At 53.4% G+C, this 16,092-nt stretch carries 14 protein-coding genes; 6 read left to right on the top strand and 8 right to left on the bottom strand.

The window, feature by feature from the left end; genetic code table 11:
• Window positions 1–64 precede the first annotated feature (64 nt).
• The 3 genes from NBE99_RS02585 to NBE99_RS02575 all read right to left on the bottom strand — a co-directional run bounded on the left by NBE99_RS02585 (window position 65) and on the right by NBE99_RS02575 (window position 3,954).
• Entirely contained in the window at window positions 65–991 is a 927-nt protein-coding gene (locus NBE99_RS02585) for an isoaspartyl peptidase/L-asparaginase (RefSeq protein WP_250682954.1), read from the bottom strand.
• A gap of 71 nt (window positions 992–1,062) precedes the next feature.
• Window positions 1,063–2,214, bottom strand: coding sequence for a hypothetical protein (locus tag NBE99_RS02580; RefSeq protein WP_250682953.1), 1,152 nt, complete (start codon window positions 2,212–2,214; stop codon window positions 1,063–1,065).
• A 240-nt stretch (window positions 2,215–2,454) separates the two neighbouring features.
• Complete coding sequence (locus NBE99_RS02575) at window positions 2,455–3,954, bottom strand: cryptochrome/photolyase family protein (RefSeq protein ID WP_250682952.1); 1,500 nt, start codon at window positions 3,952–3,954, stop codon at window positions 2,455–2,457.
• A gap of 117 nt (window positions 3,955–4,071) precedes the next feature.
• Here NBE99_RS02575 and trpC point away from each other — a divergent pair, with 117 nt between their 5' ends.
• Complete coding sequence (gene trpC / locus NBE99_RS02570; protein WP_250682951.1) at window positions 4,072–4,995, top strand: indole-3-glycerol phosphate synthase TrpC; 924 nt, start codon at window positions 4,072–4,074, stop codon at window positions 4,993–4,995.
• A gap of 14 nt (window positions 4,996–5,009) precedes the next feature.
• Window positions 5,010–5,723 (top strand): HAD family phosphatase, encoded by a 714-nt coding sequence (locus NBE99_RS02565; protein WP_250682950.1) that lies wholly within the window; start codon window positions 5,010–5,012, stop codon window positions 5,721–5,723.
• On the opposite strand, the gene NBE99_RS02560 is transcribed toward NBE99_RS02565, so the two are convergent.
• From NBE99_RS02560 to NBE99_RS02550, 3 genes are read right to left on the bottom strand one after another with little or no spacing between them, the layout of a single operon-like run.
• Window positions 5,720–7,120, bottom strand: a complete 1,401-nt coding sequence (locus NBE99_RS02560) for an NAD(P)(+) transhydrogenase (Re/Si-specific) subunit beta (RefSeq protein WP_250682949.1) — start codon at window positions 7,118–7,120, stop codon at window positions 5,720–5,722. The two genes, NBE99_RS02565 and NBE99_RS02560, sit on opposite strands and share 4 nt — an antisense overlap.
• A gap of 5 nt (window positions 7,121–7,125) precedes the next feature.
• Window positions 7,126–7,404: an NAD(P) transhydrogenase subunit alpha gene (locus tag NBE99_RS02555; protein WP_250682948.1), complete on the bottom strand. Its 279-nt coding sequence runs from the start codon at window positions 7,402–7,404 to the stop codon at window positions 7,126–7,128.
• Between the two features lie 24 nt (window positions 7,405–7,428).
• Window positions 7,429–8,583: a Re/Si-specific NAD(P)(+) transhydrogenase subunit alpha gene (locus NBE99_RS02550; protein WP_250682947.1), complete on the bottom strand. Its 1,155-nt coding sequence runs from the start codon at window positions 8,581–8,583 to the stop codon at window positions 7,429–7,431.
• Window positions 8,584–9,009: 426 nt separating this feature from the next.
• Here NBE99_RS02550 and NBE99_RS02545 point away from each other — a divergent pair, with 426 nt between their 5' ends.
• Both NBE99_RS02545 and NBE99_RS02540 read left to right on the top strand, forming a co-directional pair.
• Complete coding sequence (locus NBE99_RS02545) at window positions 9,010–9,441, top strand: universal stress protein (protein ID WP_206200764.1); 432 nt, start codon at window positions 9,010–9,012, stop codon at window positions 9,439–9,441.
• A 3-nt stretch (window positions 9,442–9,444) separates the two neighbouring features.
• Complete coding sequence (locus NBE99_RS02540) at window positions 9,445–11,925, top strand: HAD-IC family P-type ATPase (RefSeq protein WP_250682946.1); 2,481 nt, start codon at window positions 9,445–9,447, stop codon at window positions 11,923–11,925.
• Here the strand turns inward: NBE99_RS02540 and NBE99_RS02535 are convergent.
• Window positions 11,922–13,733 carry an ABC transporter ATP-binding protein gene (locus NBE99_RS02535; protein WP_250683678.1) on the bottom strand — a complete coding sequence of 604 codons (1,812 nt, stop codon included), beginning with the start codon at window positions 13,731–13,733 and terminating at the stop codon, window positions 11,922–11,924. The genes NBE99_RS02540 and NBE99_RS02535 overlap by 4 nt on opposite strands.
• Window positions 13,734–14,015: 282 nt before the next feature.
• Here NBE99_RS02535 and NBE99_RS02530 point away from each other — a divergent pair, with 282 nt between their 5' ends.
• Window positions 14,016–14,417 carry a DUF3110 domain-containing protein gene (locus tag NBE99_RS02530; protein ID WP_250682945.1) on the top strand — a complete coding sequence of 134 codons (402 nt, stop codon included), beginning with the start codon at window positions 14,016–14,018 and terminating at the stop codon, window positions 14,415–14,417.
• Complete coding sequence (locus NBE99_RS02525) at window positions 14,418–15,527, top strand: glycosyltransferase family 2 protein (RefSeq protein WP_250682944.1); 1,110 nt, start codon at window positions 14,418–14,420, stop codon at window positions 15,525–15,527.
• 75 nt (window positions 15,528–15,602) lie between these two features.
• Here NBE99_RS02525 and NBE99_RS02520 read toward each other — a convergent pair whose 3' ends face one another.
• Window positions 15,603–15,977 (bottom strand): DUF4278 domain-containing protein, encoded by a 375-nt coding sequence (locus tag NBE99_RS02520; RefSeq protein ID WP_250682943.1) that lies wholly within the window; start codon window positions 15,975–15,977, stop codon window positions 15,603–15,605.
• Between the last annotated feature and the right edge of the window lie 115 nt (window positions 15,978–16,092).

Here is a 16,092-nt window from a genome sequence, read left to right as displayed (position 1 = left end):
TGCCCCCACAGATGCACCCAATCTAATTGAGCTGGCAATAAAAAAACTTGACAGCAAGGATAAATTATTTTTGACTGCCCACCTGTAAGCCGGGGGGTAATTCCAAGGTGTCACCAATGGTGGTGCCATCCCAGTAGGCTGCAAGGAGAACATCACAGGTTTTGCCCCAGGCGATCGCCCCCTGATGATCTAACCCAATAGCACCAAAATCGCGTTGCCGACTCGCGGCTTCGCGGAAGGATTTTTCAAAGGCTGCCTCAAGGGAAAGACCATCGGTGACGCGCACCACAATCCGCGTGGCCAAGCCTTCATCGAGAATGTCCTCGCCAATTCCTGTACAACTGACCGCTGCCAAGCTGTTGGCATAGTTCCCCGCAGGCGTTGCTGAATCGCTGACACGGCCAATGCGCTCAAATCCTTTGCCCCCCGTTGAGGTACCCACGGCCAAGTGTCCCTGCTGATCCAAAACCACGACACCAATCGTGCCCCGTCGAGCCTCTTCAGCGACCACGCCCGCCATGGACTTTTGAAAATTGCCTTTGCGTTCTTCTAGCCATTCGTAGAGCCGCTGATCCGTGAGGGGTTGATACACGGGAATCCCTAGCTCACGGGCAAGCTCAGCTGCCCCAATATCAGAAAGAATGCGATCAGGACACTGTTGCAACCAATGGGCAAGGTCAATGGGATTTTTCACCCGCGAGACATTGATAACCCCACTGAGGCGTTGCCGCTGCCCATCCATTAACGAGGCGCTCATGCGAATCTGGCCATCGGATTGCAGCACAGATCCGGTTCCGGCGTTGAAGCGCGGTTCATCCTCTAGAAGCCGACACCCCAAAACCACCGCCTCAATCGCTGTTGCCCCTTCTTTGAGGGCCTGAGCCACTTGGCTAACAATGGCGTGCAAGGATTGTCGGACGGGAATCAGACCACCTTTGTCTTGAAGGGAACTGCCAGCACCGCCATGGAGAATAACAGTGGGTTGGGGCATCCTGAAGAATAGCAGTAAAGATCAATGTGCTAAATTCACGATACCCTGTTCGGGCAGTCTAAATCTACTGCCTAGGCAACCGCCGCTGTCTCCGTTGCATCATACTCCATTGTGGCTTCCTCTGTATTCAGTAGGGCTTGCAGTTCTTGAATGGCTTGCTGTGTGTCTTCCACTTGACTGAGGAGCGATCGCGCGATTTTTTCGCCAGAGGCGGTGGATTGTACGACCTCGCGAATGTGATGGCGAAAATGATTGGCCATTTCCTCTACCTGCTGGTTGGCAAAGACCACTTGGTTGGCCAGTTTGTTAATCGCCTCACTGATGAAATCAAAACCTGCCATCTGCTGACCGCTGCGACTAGCAATCAGCCCTGCTTGCACCGCAAGGTGCTTCACTTGACGGGTGATCTCGGCAATTTGATGGGTTGCTTGGTCAATAATTTCCACGTCCTGTTTCAAGCGTTCGCTGAGGCGATAGACCTCCGCGGTGTGACGGGTGATTTGGTTGACTCCTATAAAGGTTTCTTGGAAGGCTTTTTGCCCCCGCTGGGAAAGCACTTGGCTGATGGAAATAAATCGCTGGTTGAGTTGGGCAATTCGTTCTGCTTGCTCACGGACAGAGCGCTCTTGCTGCTCTAGGGCTTCATTCATCTGTTGAGTACGGGTGAGTTCGGTTTCAAGGCGCTTGGCATAGTCTTGGTTGCGCTCCTTTTCAATCTTCAACTTCTCAAGGAGTTCTTGGGTGTGCAGGTGCTGTTGCTGAATGAAGAGATTTTTCTTGCTCAGCACTTGGGCTTGAGCAATTAGGATCACCCGCATATCCACCAACACCAGTTGCTTGCCCTTGCGCACGACCACCGGTTCATAGACAAAGGCAGGGGGACGACTCAAGGCCTGTTCCACAGCTTCTTCTACAGGGGTGCGAGCCATCAAGACCAGGGGAGGCACTTTGGGCGCGGCAATTTCTGGAATTAATTTGATGGGGCGCGGTAAGTACAGATCTCGGCCAAACTGCTGACTCATGCGCTCAAAAAACTTGACTTTTGAGATCATGCCGACGACGCGATCGCCCGCCACCACCAGCACCCCCGGTAGCTCAGGATGACGTTGAAATTCATCGGCCACTTCTTCAGAGATGGTTTCAGGAGAAACCTGATAGGAGAAATAGGGCAGATCGGCTAATGTAGCGGCTGCGGACAGTTGAACAGTGACTGTCTCATTCATTTGATTGTCCCCCGGAATAAGTATTGAATTTTTTGGGTGAAAACTGCACTTTGCTCTACCTCACTCAAATTATCTCGACTGGAGAGTAGGAGGAAATTATTTTTTGGTTATCTTTTGGTTAAGCTTGATTCATGATAAGCGTGAAAATGCTTCAAGTTTCGGGGAATACAAAACTCCCTGACGTTGGTTCAGATCTTAAGAAATGAGTGTGATCTGGAATACAGTTTTTATTTCACTGGTCTATAGATTTTCGGCATACCATCGCTGCACCTGCTGTTGAATTGCTGCCGTTTCTGTGGCACTCAATTTATCTAGATTTTTAAGGATCACACTCATCCGTCCTTGGTGACTGAGAACTTCACGGTGGCGTGCTAGAAAATGCCAATAAAAAAAGTTAAAGGGACAGGCGCGATCGCCCACCCGTTGTTTCGGATCATAGGCACAACCTTGGCAATAGTTGCTCATGCGCTGAATGTAATTGGCAGAGGCCGCATAGGGTTTGGAGGCCAAGCGTCCACCATCGGCAAACAGTCCCATTCCCAAGACATTGGTTTGCATTACCCAGTCGTAGGCATCAATAAACACACTGTGGAACCAGTTTTCCACCGCTTGGGGGGACAAGCCGGCAATGAGGGCAAAGTTCGCAAGAATCATCAGCCGTTGAATGTGATGGGCATAGCCAGTGCGCTCAATTTGACTGAGGACGTGGTGCAGACAATTCATTTGGGTGCGATCGCTCCACCAAAAGAAAGCAGGTACCGGTTGGGTGTGCTGAAAAAAGTTCTGCTGACAGTAGTCAGCTCCAAGGTAGTGATACAGGCCATACATGTACTCTCGCCAGCCAAGGATTTGGCGGATAAAGCCCTCCACACTGTTGAGGGGCAACTGCCGTTCAGCATAGGCGGCCAAGGCGGCATCAATCACTTCTTGGGGGTGCAATAACCCTAGGTTCAAATAGGGGGAAAGGAGGCTGTGCCACAGGGTTTCCTCACCAACAACCATGGCATCTTGGTAGGGGCCAAACTGGGGCAAGCGGTACTCAATGAAATGAGTCAGTACTTGCAGGGCTTGGGCACGGGTAACCCCCCAGTAAAAGGGTTCGATGTGACCGTAGGTGGCAAAGTTGCCTTGGGTAACGGTTTTGATCACGTCTTTGGTGATCTGATCGGCAGAAAAGCGCAGCGGCGATGGCGGTTTGAGGTGAGTAGGCGGCGGTTGGCGGTTCTCAGCATCGTAGTTCCATTTGCCGCCCACAGGGGATTTGCCGTCCATGAGGATTTGGAAGCGTTGGCGCCCCGCACGGTAAAAGTACTCCAAAACAAGGGTTTTGCGACCGGCGGCCCATTGCTGAAAGTCTGCTTCTGACCAGAGAAAGTGATTGTTGGGCAAGAATTTGATGGTACAGGGGAGGTCAAGGGTGGCAATCAGATGGCGAAAGGGGCGATCGCTGGGTTGCATGATCCGCAGTTCGTGGATATGGTGAGCTTCAATCCACTGCCGCAAAGGGGTAGCAAAGTCGGGGGCGATCGCGTAGGTCACCGGCCAACCGGCTGCTTCCAGTTCTTGGGCAAAGTGGCGCATGGCCGACCACACCAGCACCAGTTTTTGGGCATGGTAGCGACGTTGTTTCACCCAATCGTGGGATTCAATCAGAATGACAGGTACAGGCTCAGGACAGCTTTGCAGCGCTGCTTGCTGTCGCCACAGTTGATCCCCCAAGACCCAAACGCCAATGCTCATCTATAGCCCTCTCCTACTGGCCTTTTGACACCATAACAGGGTTAGAGAGGGTGGTGAGGGGTTGTACTTGTGGTTTATGCTTATGGGCAACGATGGCAACTCTATAGGAAGCTGACTATGCAAATTCGCCGGCGTCCTCCCAATCCCGCTGTGACGGTTCGCAACCTCCACTACCAAGTACCGGTGGCCGATGAGGCCCCCCGCAACATCCTTGAGAAAATTGTTTGGCACAAGGAACAGGAGGTGGAGCAGCTTCGGGAAGTGCTGCCCTTGGCCGATTTGCAACGTCAGGTGCTGGATGCGCCGCCGGTGCGTTCCTTTTTAGCAGCGCTGCAAGCGCCCGTGACCCAGCCGGCGCTGATTGCCGAAGTTAAGAAGGCCTCCCCCAGCAAAGGCATTATTCGCCCTAACTTTGACCCGCCGGCGATCGCCCAAGCCTATGTTGCCGCTGGTGCGACGTGCCTTTCCGTTCTCACGGACAGTGAGTTTTTTCAAGGCAGTTTTGAGTACCTCGCCCAAATTCGCCAAGTGGTGGACGTGCCACTGCTGTGCAAGGACTTTATCATCTACCCCTACCAGATGTTTCTGGCAAGGCTGCGGGGCGCTGATGCGGTTCTCTTAATTGCTGCCATTCTCTCGGATCGCGATCTGCGTTATTTCCTGCGGATTGCCCATGGCTTGGGGCTAACGGCCTTGGTGGAGGTGCACACCGCTGAGGAGATTGAACGGGTGCTTCAGCTGGAGGAGGTGCAGTTGGTGGGGATCAATAATCGCAACCTCACCGATTTTAGCGTTGATCTAGGGACGACAGAGCGGCTCCTCGCCACCTATGGGGCGCAATTGCGCGATCGCAATATCCTCGTGGTCAGTGAATCGGGCATTCATCAGCGCACGGATGTCGAACGGGTCGCCCAAGCGGGCGCCAAAGCCATTTTAGTGGGAGAATCTCTGATGCGCCCCTTGCCAGAGATGGCGCACTTGAGCGAAACTGAGCAGCTCCAGCAGCAGATTCAGCAGTTGTTCCCAGAGTTAGCACACTAGTCGCACACTCGGTTATGCCCCTGAAGGCAGTCTTGTTTGATTTCAATGGTGTGATCCTCGATGATGAGGCCATCCATGCTGCCCTCATTGATGAGATCCTGCTGCAAGAAAACCTGCGACCCCAGCGGGGGGAATACGATCTCTTTTGCTTGGGACGGAGCGATCGCGCCTGTTTAGATAACCTCCTTAGTCGCCGCGGGCGGGCAGTGACCCCGGCCTATTTGGATAAACTCGTGGCACAAAAGGCAGCCGCCTACCGCGCACGGTTGGCTCATATGGAGCCTTTTCCCTTCTTTACGGGGGCGATCGCCCTGCTGCAAAAACTCCATGCCGCGCAGTTGAAAATTGCCATTGTCACCGGTGCCCTGCGATCCGATGTGGACTTAGCCCTTGAGCGGGGAAACCTCACGGGTGTTGTGGACTGCATTATCAGTGCTGAAAGTGTGGAACGGGGCAAACCCCACCCTGACCCCTATCTCCGTGCCATTGAAGCCTTGCAAGCCCTAGGGGACGATCTTACAGCCGCTGATTGTCTGGCGATCGAGGACACGTTGGTGGGGGTGCAATCTGCCCGTGAAGCTGGTGTCAAGGTCTTGGGGGTCGCCCACACCTACCCCTTCCACATGCTCCAGCGTCGCTGCCATTGGGTGCTTGATCGCCTTGATCAGTTTGAGCTTGAAGAAATTGCCCCTGTTTTTGACCGCAGTGTCGCCACCGCCACCTCTTAGAGGTGTTTGACCTCAGCAATCAGTTGATTGAGCACTTCCTTGGCATTGCCAAACAGCATCAGGGTTCTGTCTTTGTAGAACAACTCATTGTCAATACCGGCAAAGCCCGGATTCAGGCTACGCTTGATCACAATCGTGTGCCGTGCCCGATCCACATCGAGAATGGGCATGCCATAGACGGGGCTACCGGGGTTCGTGCGCGCAGCTGGATTCACAACATCATTGGCACCAATCACCAAGGCCACATCCACATTCTCAAACTCTGGATTAATGTCCTCCATATCCTTGAGTTGGGGGTAGGGGACATTGGCTTCAGCAAGTAGCACATTCATGTGCCCCGGCATGCGACCTGCCACAGGGTGAATCGCGTATTTGACATCCACACCCAGCCGCTCCAGTTGATCTGCCAGTTCTTTGACACTGTGCTGCGCTTGAGCCACCGCCATCCCATAGCCAGGAACAATCACCACAGACTTGGCATAACCCAGCATCATTGCGCTTTCTTCGGGGTCAATGGTGCGCACTGACTTCGCCGTTGCATGAACGCTGCCCTCAGCACTACCAGTGGTGGAGCTACCAAAGCCACTAAAGAGCACATTGGCCAAGGAGCGATTCATGGCCTTGCACATAATTTGCGTGAGGATCAGCCCCGACGCCCCGACCAAGGCACCCGAAATAATCAGCATACTGTTGCCAACGATGAAGCCTGCTGCACTGGCAGCCAAGCCCGAAAGGGAGTTCAACAGGGAAATGACCACTGGCATATCGGCACCGCCAATGGGTAGGACAAAGAGCACTCCCAAAATGCTGGCGATCGCCACCAACCCCCAGAAAATTGGCAACTGACTCGGATCCAGCCAGACAAACCCACTGCCTGCCAAGAAAACCGCCAGCAAGCCGAGGTTAATGGCCTGCTGCATCGGGAAAATAATCGGGGTGCCGGAAATTAGCCCCTGAAGTTTACCAAAGGCCACAAGACTGCCCGTAAGGGTAACACCACCAATGAGCACCCCCAAAATAATTGTGATCAGGGTGCTGGGGGTCAAGGGTTCACCGACGGCGACGAGGCGGCAAAATTCACCAATGCCCACTAGGGCTGAGGCCGCCCCCCCTAAGCCATTGAGTAACCCCACCATCTGGGGCATGGCCGTCATTTCCACTTTGTAGGCCGCGATCGCGCCAATGACACTGCCGAGGCCAATGGCCGCCAAGATGCCTGTGTAGCTAATAATCTGGCGATCGAGGAGGGTGACCACAATTGCAATCAACATCCCCAACGCGGCAAGACGATTTCCTTGGCGTGCCGTGGCCGGTGAACCCAACTTTTTCAAACCGAGGATAAAGAGGGCCGCCGCGCCCAGATAGCTCAATTCTTGAATACGTGTTAGCCAATCCATGGTTCCTACCGCTTAAACATCTGCAACATGCGATCTGTGACCAAAAATCCACCCACCACATTAATCGTGGCGAGCACCGTCGCAATAAATCCCAGCACCACTGTTAAGGTGGTGTGACCACTTCCTGCCATCAGCAGCGCACCAATCACCGCAATACCGGAAATTGCATTCGAGCCAGACATCAAAGGGGTATGCAGGGTGGGAGGGACTTTATTAATGACCTCGAAGCCAATGAAACTGGCCAGCACAAAAATAATCAGACCGACAAGAATGGGATCTGTCATAGAACCAACCCTCTAGGGAAATTTCTAAACCGTTGTGGCCAAGGTTTGGGCAGGATGCAAGAGTTGCAATACCCGTGGGTTGCGAACCTGCCCTTCATGGGTGACACAGGCGGCATCCACAATGTCATCGCCAAAGTTCAACACCAATTCCCCTTTGGGAGTGAGGTACTTCAGCAGCGTGGAAATGTTTTTGGCATACATTTGACTGGCATGCACTGCCATTGTCGAGGGCAGGTTAATCGGGCCAATAATGGTGACCCGCTGATGACAGATGGAGCGCCCCGGTTCTGTGCAGGCACAGTTGCCCCCCTGTTCTGCTGCAAGATCCACAATCACTGAACCCGGTTTCATGCTGGCGACCATACGTTCTGTCACCAACAGGGGCGCCGGCTTGCCGGGAATTTGGGCAGTGGTAATGACCACATCGGCAGTGTGAACATGGGCAGCAATGGCTTCTTGGGTTTTGTGCTTCGCTGCTTCCGAAACCTCCTTGGCATAGCCGCCCTCAGCAACGGTGTCCTCTTCAAGGTTGACTTCAACAAATTTGGCACCGAGGCTTTGCACTTCTTCCTTAACCGCTGGGCGAATATCAAAGGCTTCAACTACGGCGCCTAAACGCCGGGCGGTGGCGATCGCCTGCAAGCCCGCCACTCCAGCCCCAATCACAAACACCTTGGCGGGGGGAATCGTGCCGGCTGCCGTCGTCAGCATGGGGAAAAAGCGCGGCAAATTGGAAGCAGCCAATAACACCGCCGCATAGCCCGCCACCGCCGCTTGCGAAGACAGGGCATCCATACTCTGGGCACGACTGGTGCGGGGAATCAACTCGAGGGCAAAGGCAGTAATGTGCCGCTCTGCCAAGTGTTGCATCTGCCATGGATTGCCCAAGGGATTGAGAAAACTAATTAAGGTGGTGCCAGGGCGGATCCACTCCACCTCGCGATCGCGCAGTGGGGCAACCTTGAGCAGCACATCCACACCGCCCCAGACCTCTTCAATGGAGTAACCAATTTCCGCACCTGCTGCACGGTAGTCATCATCACTGAAGTGAGCCATATCCCCTGCACCGGACTCCACACAGAGGTGATACCCCTGCTGCACTAGCTTGGCAACGACTTCGGGAATCAGGGCAACCCGTTGTTCACCCACTTCGCGTTCCTTAACGACCCCAACTTTCATAGGCACTCTTGGATAGGGTTTGCAGTCTTGACAGAACAATTTCTCGGTGTACTCATCAGGGCATTTTTATAACCGCCCGACACCGTCACAACACATTCACCTGCTGTCCTGTACTGATCCTCAAGCTACTGCGATCCCCTTGGGAATGCGAGGAAATGTCAGCATTTCATGGGGGTTCTCCACAAGTCTTATGATCCCCGGTAACCTTTGTAACAAATGTTGACATAGCTCTCTTCTGAAATGGAATACATATAGTGATGTGGGATGCCACCCTACAGCGGCATTGGCGTTTACACTTTTGAGTGTGTTCAATCCATCTGAAAAAGGCTGTATTATCGCTGGGTACTTCTACTTGCCAAACCTAGAAAATATCAATCCCAGCACCCTTGTGGCAGACTAAGAGATTGCAAGTACAGAGTCACAGGCATGTTCAAAACAATTTTAGTGGCACTCGATACCAGTGAGTTATCGGCACGGGTGATGGCAGCAGTGGCACAGTTAAATCTTGACCCAGATGCCCAAGTGATTCTCAGTCATGTGATTTCACCGGTGGAGTCGGGGTTTGGGGTCAGTGCCGATCGCCCCTCGTTGCATCCACAAATGGGCACCTACCGTAGTATTGAACAGCATTTACAACAGTTCCAAAGCCATCTCCCCTGTGACTCGGAAATTGAAATTGTGACTGGTGACCCCGTCGAGGAAATTCTACGCTTGGCCAATATCTATGGGGCAGACCTGATTGTGCTGGGGAGTCGGGGTCTCACGGGGGTTGAGCGGGTTGTGCAAGGCTCGGTGAGTGGCGCCGTTGTGGCTGATGCCCCCTGCTCGGTGTTTGTGGTTAAGTCAGCGGAAACCTAAGGTATGACAGCACCATTGACGGGTCTGACAGCGGCGGAAGTGGCGGAGCGGCAAGCCAAAGGTCGCATTAACCGTCAAGCGAGTGAAAGCAATCGCACCTATGGCGACATTTTGCGGGAAAACCTCTTCACGTTTATCAATGGGGTTTTTGCTTTTATTAGCGTCATTTTGCTCTTTTTAGGCCGTCCGGGGGATGTGGCCGCCATTATGGTGGTGGTGTTTCTCAATGCCATTATTAGCATCCTGCAGGAAATTCGCGCCAAACGGCAGTTGGATGAAATTAGCCTCCTCACCCGTCCCCGTGTCAAGGTGCTGCGCGATCGCCAAGAAGCCATTATTGATCCCGCAGAAGTCGTAGAAGGGGATATTCTCCTTTTGGAGCCGGGGGATCAAATCGTTGCCGATGGTACAGTGGTTGGCGATGGACAGATTCAAGTTGATGAGTCGTTACTCACAGGGGAGTCGGATCTCATCTCCAAGCAAGCGGGCGATCGCCTGTACTCTGGGAGCTTTTGTGTGCGCGGTGCCGCTGCCTATGTCGCTGAACAGGTGGGGGAAGCAAGTACCGCCCATCAACTGACTGCTGCCGCCAAAACCCACCACCACAAACTTACCCCTCTGCAACGGGAAATTAATCTGATTATCCGCGTCATTCTGGCGCTCGCGGTTTTTCTATGGCTATTGGTGCTGCTCTCGCTGTTGGTACGCCTGACCACTCTACAAATGAGTGTGCAAACGGCGGCAGTGGTGGCGGGTCTTGTCCCCGTGGGCTTGTATCTGACGATTACCCTCACCTATGCCTTGGGGGCACTGCGTATCTCCCGTGCCAATGTTTTGGTGCAGCAGGTAAATGCCATTGAGTCCCTCAGTGGCGTGGATATTCTTTGCCTTGATAAAACGGGCACGCTGACGGCTAATGCCCTTGAACTCCATAGCTGGTATGCCCTCACCGATACAGAAGAAAAGACAAAAGCGGCTCTAGCCACGTTTACCGCTAGTGTCAGTGCTCCAAACCGTACCATTGTTGCGCTCACAGAGGCCTTTGGCGGCAGTCCCCAACCCCTACGCCTCGAAATTCCCTTTTCCTCCGCCTATAAGTGGAGTGCCACAGCGTGGCATGACTCAGAAGCATTTATTTTGGGGGCACCGGATGTCCTCTTCAAAGCTGAAGACCTCTCGCCTGAGGTGGCTGAATTACTCCAGCGGGGACGGCGGCAGGGACTGCGGGTACTGCTCTTTGCTCGCAGCAGCAGTGATCCAACGTGGGATGAGCGTCAGGAAACCCCCTTGTTGCCCCCAGATTTAGAACCCTTGGCAGTCATTTGGGTGGGCGATCGCCTGCGACCCCAATCCCGCGATGTTTTGGAACGCTTTCAACAGGCCGGGATTCAAATCAAAATTATCTCCGGTGACCATGCGGAAACAGTGGTTGCCTTGGGTAAACAAGTCGGCCTCGATGCGGCAGCGATCGCCATCTCCGGAGCAGAACTCGCCGCTATGGATGATGCGAGCTTTGATCAAATGGCTGAGAAAGCCACGGTCTTTGGTCGCATTACCCCAGAGCAAAAGGCTAAACTAGTTGCTCGCTTGCGTGCCCTTGGACATCAAGTAGCAATGATTGGTGATGGGGTGAACGACGTGCTGTCCCTCAAACAAGCCAATGTGGGGATTGCTATGGAAAGTGGCAGTGCCATTACCCGTAATGTGGCTGATATTGTGCTGCTTGCGGATTCCTTTGCCGCTTTGCCAGAAGCCTTTCGTGAGGGGCAGCGCATCTACAACGGTATTCAGGATGTCACCAAGCTCTTTTTAGTGCGGGTCTTTAGCTTTAGTTTGCTCTGCCTTGTGACTGTGATGGCAGGGCGCGCTTTTCCGCTGCTGATTAAGCACAATAGCCTGCTGACCCTGTGGGGAGTGGGTCTGCCTACCCTGGCAGTGGCTTTTTGGGCCGTGCCGGGGCCGCGTCCCCATCGATCCTTGATTCGTTCATTACTGCACTTTGTTATCCCCGCTACCCTAAGCCTTGCGCTGTTGGCCATTTTCATGTACTTGGGGGTTTTGGCACGGGAACTGACGCCCCTTGTGGAATTGCTCCAAGGGCGGTTTGATCCAACGCTGTTGAATGGTCGCGAGGTGCTCTCGGAATTGGGTCACAGTGTGGCGATCGCCCGTACGGCCTTGGTGACGACCCTGATGCTGGCCTCCCTTTGTTTAGTCCTGTTTCTCAAACCTCCCCATGGCACATGGGTTGGTGGCGCGCCTTTAGTGGGCAACTGGCGTTATGTTGCTGTGGTTTTAGCTCTGTTGGCTGCCTTCCTGATCATCAGTTTCTCGCCGACCCTACGGGCAGTGGCGGAGTTGGAACCCCTTTCGTGGTCGCTGTGGGCATTGATTGTGCTGATTGTCTTGCTATGGGTGATTCTCCTGCGCAGCTTTTGGCGCTATCGGCTCTTGGATCGCTTCCTAGGGGTAGATCTCAGCTAGGCATGGGGGGCGCGATCGCGCTGAATGGAATAGAGATGGGCATACAACCCCCCTTGGGCGAGGAGTGTCTCATGGTCTCCCTGCTCACGGATTGTGCCTTGATCCAAGACCACAATTTGATGGGCATCCCGAACCGTACTTAGGCGGTGGGCAATCACAATCATCGTCCGTGTACCGGTAATGGAGCGCAGAGCCAGTTGAATTTCCCGCTCCGATTCATAATCCAGACTTGAGGTAGCTTCATCAAAAATCAGTACATCGGGATCCGCCAAGAGGGCACGGGCAATCCCTAGCCGCTGCCGCTGTCCCCCCGAAAGCCGCAACCCCCGTTCGCCAACAATTGTGCGATAGCCCAAGGGCAACTGATGCACAAATTCATCCACCCGCGCAATGGCACAGGCCTCATAGACCGCATCGGCACTGACCTCAGGATTGGCATAGGTGAGATTATCCCACAGCGTGCCGTTAAAGACATCGACTTCTTGGTGAACAATGGCCAGACGGCGGCGATAGGCGCGCACATCAAGGGTTTGAATATCTTGGCCATCAATGCGGATCTGCCCGTGATCTGGCTGGAAGTAGCGAAAGAGAAGCTTGATCAGGGTAGATTTCCCCGAACCCGATCGCCCTACTAAGGCCACCGTTTGGCAGGGTTCAATAAGTAAGTTAATATCCCGCAGAATGGGACGCCCCGGCGTATAGCTAAACCAGACGTACTGAAAATCCACTTTGCCGGAAAACTTCAGGCTGGGAATCTCCTGTTGCTCTAGATCAATGGCATCGCGACCGGGGGGCAATTCCATAAATTCATGGAAGCGCAAAATGGAGGCATAGCGGCGCGCAAACACCTCCGACACCTGCGAGAGGGGGGTAATTTCGGCATAGGCCATACTGGCAAGGGTGTAAATCGTAATAAAGTGGCCAATGGACACCCGTCCGGCGATCGTCGCCGCTAGGGAAAACCCCAACAAACTAAACAGACAGAACTGGACTACAGTTCCCTGCCAAGTAATCAAATGCATATAGCCGCGATGGATGCGGTCAATGACCATCTTGAACTCGCGATCGAGGCGCTGCTGTTGACGAGCGAGTTCACGGGCTTCCGTGGCAAAGGCTTTAACGGTTTTGATGTTGGTAATGATTTCTGAGGTGCGGCTTTCTGTGCTTTCGATGTGGCTGTCGAGGATTTCTTCTTTTTGAATAATGCGCCGTAGGGTGCGCAGGGTCAGCACCAAGATCACTGTAAAGGAGATCAACAGCCCAAGGGCGATCGGCCAATCCAGCCACCAGACAATCACGCCAATGCCTAGCACCCGTACCAGTTTGGGAATCAGTTGACCGGCAATTTCAGGATAGCTCCACGTATGGTTGGAAATGCCTTTGCTGACACGGTTGGCAATACGGCCGGGGTTGTTTTCCTCAAAAAATTCTAGGGGTAGAGTGAGGATTTTCTCCACCGCTTTGCGACTGTGATCGCGACGAGCAGCTAGGGCAATCCACCAGTGGAACCATACCCCCAGCCACGGTTGAATCGGGGCACGCACCACAGTGGCCAAAAAGACAATCGCGCCCAGAACGGTGAGGTTGACAGCAAACGGGTTGTTCCAGCCCGTCCATGTTTGGAGCGTATGGGCGATCGCCGCAATTGGCGGGTCAAGGGGTTGTTGCGACAGCAGATTCAGAATTTGGCCAATGGCATAGGGCACAAGCAAATCCACCAGTTCGCAGAGACTGGCGGCAGTAATACTGGCGATCGCTATCCCCCGATAGGCGCGATAGTAACCCAGAATGGAGCGAAACGTAGCCATCATAAACTTCGCACGGGTACTGCCACTTATAGCGTAGCTTAGGGGCATGGGGAATTGCGGTTCTGTCCTTGAGACTCAGACTATAATCGACCGAAACACTGGAAGCGTTGCGTCAAAAGTTGTAATCCGTATTGTCACAAATGACGGCAGGAGTGATTCGTTCTCTGATGGGCTGGTCATTCATTATTGAATTGGCATAAAGAGGGATAACCTCAAAAATCCTGCGGGTAGGGGGAACCAAAATCGTTATAATCGCTGTTGATATTTCATTGGCGAGGCATCATGCGCGTTTACGTGTTGCTCTACAACCCGGGAACTGAAAATGAGGGCATTCATTCTCTGCAACTGGGCGATCGCAACCTGATTCTCATGTTTGAAAGCGAAGACGATGCCAATCGGTATGCCATGCTCTTGGAGGCACAGGATTTTCATCCCCCCAGTGTCGTTCCCATTGATGCCAAGGAAATTGAAGAATTTTGCGAATCCTCCGGTTATACTTGTCACCTAGTGCCCGAAGGATTTGTCCCCACCAATGATGCTGAACGTCTCTTTTTGGCGCCCCCTGAACGCAACGTCGAAGAAACTGACTGGGAACTAGAAAATCGCGTACCCCCCGCTGCTGAGAGTGAGTTCTCCGAAAGTGAACTGAATCAGTTGCGCCAGCAATTTGAAAAGCTGCTGTAGATGGTGCGGGTCTGTGCCTGTCTGATTGTCAAAAATGAGGTAGCCCATTTGGCACGCTGTCTGGGCAGTGTTCAGCCTTGGGTAGATGAGATCGTTGTTGTCGATACTGGGTCAACGGATGAAACGATCGCGATCGCGCGCCAGTTTACAGAGCGCATCTTTACCTTCCCTTGGCAGGATGATTTTGCCGCCGCGCGTAATTACTCCCTAGAGCAGGCCACGGGCGATTGGATTTTGGTGATTGATGCCGATGAGGTGCTCGTGACATTGCAGGAGCCACCTGTGCCCCTAGGGCAACAACTGGAGGGCAGCACTTTCAGTGCCTATCAATTCCTACGGCGGGAAATCGGCACGGGGCAGCAATTTTCTGACTTTGCGATTGTGCGACTCTTTCGCAACCTGCCGACGCTGCGCTATCAGGGACGCTTCCATGAGCAATTGATGTCCACAGCAGCAGAACCGCTGACCATTGGTACTCTGGAAACGCTGCGCATTGACCACTATGGCTATCAACCCGCACAAATTCAAGCCAAGATGCGCGATCGCAACATCCCGATTTTAGAACGCATCCGCGCCAGTGAAGGTTTGCCCTTGAATCTCCTTTTTGCCTTGGCGGATATGTACGACGCTGTGAATAACCCCACGGCTGCGGATGACTGCTACCAAGAACTTTTTGAGCGGCTCTTGCCCCATCTCCTCACCGGCCAACTGCCTGAGAATGCCCCCGGTGCACTGCCCGAAATTCTGAATCAACTCGGGCGGCGTCTGCTGGCTATCGGGGATCACGAAACATTGCAACTCCTATGTCAGCAAAGTCTGGTGTGGTTTCCCACCTATCCGCCCCTCATTGATTTGGCTGGGCGCTGGCTGATGGCCTTGGGATTTCCCTTGGGAGCAACGGCCTACTTTGAGTATTGCCTTGAACTGGGGCGCACCAATGGCTACAGCAAGCAGATGATTTTTCCCTTGGGCTATGTGCGCGAGATTGCGGCGGAACAACTAGGACGCGCCTATGAAGCCTTGGGCGATCGCGAGCGGGCGGCGGCAGCCTTTGCCCAAGCAGCAGCTTTTCGTCAAGAAAAAGAAAAAAAAATTAGCAATTCTTGTTAAATCTCAAATATCAAAGCATAAAAAAAGTGCCGCTGTTACCAGCGACACCGAGTTCTGGGTTTCGGTGATCCAACCTTAGGCAAATTGCTGCCACTCTTCTTCCAACAGACTGATGAGGTCTTCGTTGCCCTGACTCCGCGCCACCTGAAGCCGCCGCTCAAGAGTTTTCAGAATCGCATGGCGATGAGCTTCGGCCAAGGAGTCGCGCTTACGCTGGGGAAGCACAGATGGGGCAGCACTCGTCGTCGGAGCGGTTGTGGTAACTGGTGTACCGTTCGTTTGGTAGGTCACCCCCCGCCAGCAGAGGACATGATTCGCTTGAGGAACCGGTGCAGCCGCTTTGTGCCCTACCCATTGCGCCCCCCGGTAGAGACCCTTGGCACCCGATTCAACAAGGGGAATGTGCTGGTCAGAAGTTTCGTATTTAACGCCGCGATAGATGAGTTGCATAATTAAATCAAGGCTCCTAGGTGAATACTATTGACTCGTTATCAAGCTTCAGGTGGTCTGCGTTAGGAAGCAACTTGCTCCCAACTTTCTGTATTCTATTATACGATTTTTTGAT

This window comes from Thermosynechococcus sp. HN-54, from assembly GCF_023650955.1.
Classification (GTDB): Bacteria; Cyanobacteriota; Cyanobacteriia; order Thermosynechococcales; family Thermosynechococcaceae; genus Thermosynechococcus.
The sequence above is the reverse complement of the archived record's forward strand: the minus strand, read 5'-3'. Positions and strand labels throughout refer to the sequence as shown.

What these genes read in the sequence shown, in the direction of transcription:
- NBE99_RS02585 (WP_250682954.1), bottom strand. Translation starts at nt 991, where the DNA reads ATGCCCCAACCCACTGTTATTCTCCATGGCGGTGCTGGCAGTTCCCTT.
- NBE99_RS02580 (WP_250682953.1), bottom strand. Translation starts at nt 2,214, where the DNA reads ATGAATGAGACAGTCACTGTTCAACTGTCCGCAGCCGCTACATTAGCC.
- NBE99_RS02575 (WP_250682952.1), bottom strand. Translation starts at nt 3,954, where the DNA reads ATGAGCATTGGCGTTTGGGTCTTGGGGGATCAACTGTGGCGACAGCAA.
- trpC (WP_250682951.1), top strand. Translation starts at nt 4,072, where the DNA reads ATGCAAATTCGCCGGCGTCCTCCCAATCCCGCTGTGACGGTTCGCAAC.
- NBE99_RS02565 (WP_250682950.1), top strand. Translation starts at nt 5,010, where the DNA reads ATGCCCCTGAAGGCAGTCTTGTTTGATTTCAATGGTGTGATCCTCGAT.
- NBE99_RS02560 (WP_250682949.1), bottom strand. Translation starts at nt 7,120, where the DNA reads ATGGATTGGCTAACACGTATTCAAGAATTGAGCTATCTGGGCGCGGCG.
- NBE99_RS02555 (WP_250682948.1), bottom strand. Translation starts at nt 7,404, where the DNA reads ATGACAGATCCCATTCTTGTCGGTCTGATTATTTTTGTGCTGGCCAGT.
- NBE99_RS02550 (WP_250682947.1), bottom strand. Translation starts at nt 8,583, where the DNA reads ATGAAAGTTGGGGTCGTTAAGGAACGCGAAGTGGGTGAACAACGGGTT.
- NBE99_RS02545 (WP_206200764.1), top strand. Translation starts at nt 9,010, where the DNA reads ATGTTCAAAACAATTTTAGTGGCACTCGATACCAGTGAGTTATCGGCA.
- NBE99_RS02540 (WP_250682946.1), top strand. Translation starts at nt 9,445, where the DNA reads ATGACAGCACCATTGACGGGTCTGACAGCGGCGGAAGTGGCGGAGCGG.
- NBE99_RS02535 (WP_250683678.1), bottom strand. Translation starts at nt 13,733, where the DNA reads ATGGCTACGTTTCGCTCCATTCTGGGTTACTATCGCGCCTATCGGGGG.
- NBE99_RS02530 (WP_250682945.1), top strand. Translation starts at nt 14,016, where the DNA reads ATGCGCGTTTACGTGTTGCTCTACAACCCGGGAACTGAAAATGAGGGC.
- NBE99_RS02525 (WP_250682944.1), top strand. Translation starts at nt 14,418, where the DNA reads ATGGTGCGGGTCTGTGCCTGTCTGATTGTCAAAAATGAGGTAGCCCAT.
- NBE99_RS02520 (WP_250682943.1), bottom strand. Translation starts at nt 15,977, where the DNA reads ATGCAACTCATCTATCGCGGCGTTAAATACGAAACTTCTGACCAGCAC.